Origin of the sequence: Pseudomonas sp. K5002 (assembly GCF_013386655.1) — a bacterium.
Classification (GTDB): domain Bacteria; phylum Pseudomonadota; class Gammaproteobacteria; order Pseudomonadales; family Pseudomonadaceae; genus Aquipseudomonas.
In genome coordinates, this window is sequence record NZ_JACARK010000080.1 from 1 (window position 1) to 3,174 (window position 3,174).

4 protein-coding genes and 2 pseudogenes are annotated in these 3,174 nt (G+C 60.2%); 3 read left to right on the forward strand and 3 right to left on the reverse strand.

What is annotated here, in order from left to right; translation table 11 throughout:
• Positions 1 to 300: pseudogene (locus tag HX846_RS04970) on the forward strand (energy transducer TonB); the annotation flags it as partial.
• Entirely contained in the window at positions 293 to 745 is a 453-nt protein-coding gene (rimI, locus tag HX846_RS04975; protein ID WP_003214382.1) for a ribosomal protein S18-alanine N-acetyltransferase, read from the forward strand. The pseudogene HX846_RS04970 and the gene rimI, both read left to right, overlap by 8 nt.
• Before the next feature lie 73 nt (positions 746 to 818).
• Here the strand turns inward: rimI and HX846_RS04980 are convergent, their stop codons facing one another.
• Positions 819 to 1,223, reverse strand: a complete 405-nt coding sequence (locus HX846_RS04980) for a serine kinase/phosphatase (protein ID WP_177081272.1) — start codon at positions 1,221 to 1,223, stop codon at positions 819 to 821.
• A 150-nt stretch (positions 1,224 to 1,373) separates the two neighbouring features.
• On the opposite strand from HX846_RS04980, the gene can reads away from it, so the two are divergent.
• A complete protein-coding gene (can, locus tag HX846_RS04985) occupies positions 1,374 to 2,018 on the forward strand; it encodes a carbonate dehydratase (RefSeq protein WP_003214385.1) in 645 nt (214 codons plus the stop codon).
• Here the strand turns inward: can and HX846_RS04990 are convergent.
• Entirely contained in the window at positions 2,015 to 2,539 is a 525-nt protein-coding gene (locus HX846_RS04990; RefSeq protein WP_087693800.1) for an SET domain-containing protein-lysine N-methyltransferase, read from the reverse strand. The genes can and HX846_RS04990 overlap by 4 nt on opposite strands.
• 171 nt (positions 2,540 to 2,710) lie before the next feature.
• Positions 2,711 to 3,174 (reverse strand): annotated as a pseudogene (locus HX846_RS04995) (hypothetical protein); the annotation flags it as partial.

Below are 3,174 nucleotides of genomic sequence, written 5' to 3' on the forward strand. Positions count from 1 at the left end.
CTGGCCCGGGGCACCATGGACCAGGGCCCGGAAGCTGCACGGGATTTTGTGCAAGGTTTTGTCTCGGCGCGCCTGGAAGACGAACCCTGCGTGTGCCTGTGGCTGATCGGCCTGCCCGCCGTGCGTTTTGCCGGCGAAGCGAATGCCGAGGCCTGGTACCGCGAACTGCAGGTCGAAGGCCTGGGCTCCGTCTGGGCCCTGCCGGGCCTGGAACTATTAATGGAAGAGCCACAGCGTAAGGCTGATGTCTGGCAAGCCATGCGCCGGCTGATGGCGCGCTGGAAAAGTACCGATGAGTGAAGCTTTATCCTTCCGCCCGATGACCGAGGCGGACCTCGACGCTGTACTGAAGATCGAATACGCAGCGTTCAGCCACCCTTGGACCCGCGGGATTTTTCTCGACGGGCTGGGCAAATACCAGATCTGGCTGATGTTCGAAGGTGAGCAGCAGGTGGGGCACGGGGTGGTGCAGATCATCCTCGATGAAGCGCATTTGCTGAACATCACCGTCAAGCCGGAAAACCAGGGCCGTGGCCTGGGCTTGAGCTTGCTGGAGCACCTGATGTCCCGGGCCTACGAGGCCAAGGCGCGGGAATGTTTCCTGGAAGTGCGCGACAGCAACACCGGCGCGTTCCGGCTGTACGAGCGTTATGGTTTCAACGAAATTGGCCGTCGGCGGGATTATTACCCCGCCGTCGGTGGCCGCGAAGATGCGGTGGTGATGGCCTGCACCCTGGTCGACTAAACACAGGGCCCAATGTGGGAGCGGGCTTGGTGGGAGCGAGCAAGCCCGCTCCCACATTCAGTTCGGCAGGGTGTCAGCGGTTGCCGTCTACTGGATCGATATCGGCCAACTCGGCCTCATCCAGGCCATTGCCGCCGCCGATCTCGTCTTCATCGACGATACTCAAATCGTAATCCGCCGGATGGTCTTCACCTGCTTCCTGCGCATCCCGCGCGCCATCCTCATGGATCAGCGTTTCCGGGCTCATGTCATCATCGGTTGAATCATGATCGTCAGTGGAAGCACCGGTCATCCCGGCTTCGCGCACCCGTTCGTCGGGCATCAGGTGCTCACGCTCCCGTGGCGGAATCTCGTCGCCGATTTCCGCAGTCGGTTCCTCCTGGTCAAAATCCAGCTCGCGCATTTCGCCCATGCGATCTTCGTTGTCATCAATCGGTTCCGGCTGTGTAGCGCCGTAGGGACGTCGTGATTCAGTCATGGCGATTCCTCATACTGTGGGGCTTATAGTGTGTGGACAGGCATGGCTCCCCAAGATTCAAGTAATTGCCGCCGGCTATCTTTATTGTTGGCGTGACCCGGACGGGCGGTCGAGTGTCAAAACTGCGCATCATTCCTGAGGCTTTCCCTGATGAACGAACTACAAGACTTACTTGATAACAACGAACGCTGGGCGGATGCGATCAAACAGGAAGATCCCGAATTCTTCGCCAAGCTCGCCCGCCAGCAAACCCCGGAATACTTGTGGATCGGCTGTTCCGACGCCCGCGTGCCGGCCAACGAGATCGTCGGCATGCTGCCCGGCGACCTGTTTGTGCACCGCAACGTGGCCAACGTGGTATTGCACACCGACCTCAATTGCCTGTCGGTGATCCAGTACGCAGTCGACGTGCTCAAGGTCAAACACATCCTGGTGACCGGCCACTATGGCTGCGGTGGCGTACGCGCCTCGATGCAGGACAACCAGTTGGGCCTGATCGACGGCTGGCTGCGCACCATCCGTGACCTGTACTACGAAAACCGCGACGTACTGGCCCAGTTGCCCACGGAAGAGGAACGCGTAGACCGCCTGTGCGAACTGAACGTGATCCAGCAGGTGGCCAACGTCGGCCACACCAGCATCGTGCAGAACGCTTGGCACCGCGGGCAGAGCCTGTCGGTTCATGGCTGCATTTACGGGATCAAGGACGGCCGCTGGAAAAGCCTGAACACCACCATCAGTGGCTTCGAGCAACTGCCGCCGCAATACCGCCTGCGCCCGCTGGGTGCGGTCTAAGGGCTTTTGCGTTCGCGCCACTGCTCCATGAATTGCTGACCCTCGGGATTCAACGGCTCCTTCATGCCGGTGATCCAGCCCCGACAGTTGAGCTCGCCGCACTGGCAGCGAAACTGTCGGAACAATACGTCCTCGGTGTGGGCGTAATCCATGGTCAGCAGGGCGCCAGCGGGAATGGGTTGAACGGACCACAGTTCCAGGTACGTCATGTCGAGAAACGCGTTCGGGTTGCACGAGTGCGAAAGCAGGCCGCTGAACCACGGGTCGTACAAGTGGATACGCGAGGACATCTGCACCGTATGCAGGCGCCGCTCATTCAATGCGTAGCCGGACACCCTGGCTATGCACATACGGCTGTCAAAGGCGACGCGGGTCTTGATTCCGTCGCCTGAACCGTCTCGGGTACGCACCACTTCATAGTCGCGAGCGCGGGGGTAGCCGTGTTCGGCGAGGGCGGTCGCGAACGGGTAAAGACACTTGCTCACAGCGGTTTTAGCCTTGTCCATGGCTTGAGTTTTCATGACTCTCCAGGAGGGGCTGCATCGACCTGCCGGTGGTGTCTTGACTGCCAGTCTTGCAGCGGATGGGCGCGGCTCAAGACTCGCTTAAGTGGGAACCAATTTCTACTGTCAAATCTGACAGTAGAAATTGGCTATCTTTTATGTAGGAAAATGCCCTTCTGGCAGCCTGCTTCAGAGCGCCGGTGCTTCAATCGCCGGTTCTGGCACTGCGCTTTTCAATTGCCTCAGCTGGGTCTTGATCGCCGGCTGGGCACACTTGGCGTTCGCTTGATCGGGCGTCAGCTCGCGGATAGAGGTGTAGAACAGTTCGCAGGTCTGCTCCTTGCGCGTTACCTGCCAGGTGTTCATGCAGCCTTTGAGCTGCACATTCGGATCGCTGGCGGGCTTCTGGCCCATCGAGGCCTGCCAGCAGGCGGCGCTCAAGTCCTGGCCCATCACCTTCAAACCGGCCTCGTCGGCCTTTTGCTCGTCACCGTCATAGGTGTCGGGGTTGGCGGCATACCAGATGTAGCTTGGGTGATTGGCACCCAGTACGGCGACCTGGCTCCCGACGGCCGGGCTGATTTGCGCCAGGCCCAGTACGGCAACGGTTTGCCCGTATTGCTGCTTGATCCAGCTGCGCACCGGCGCGCCGA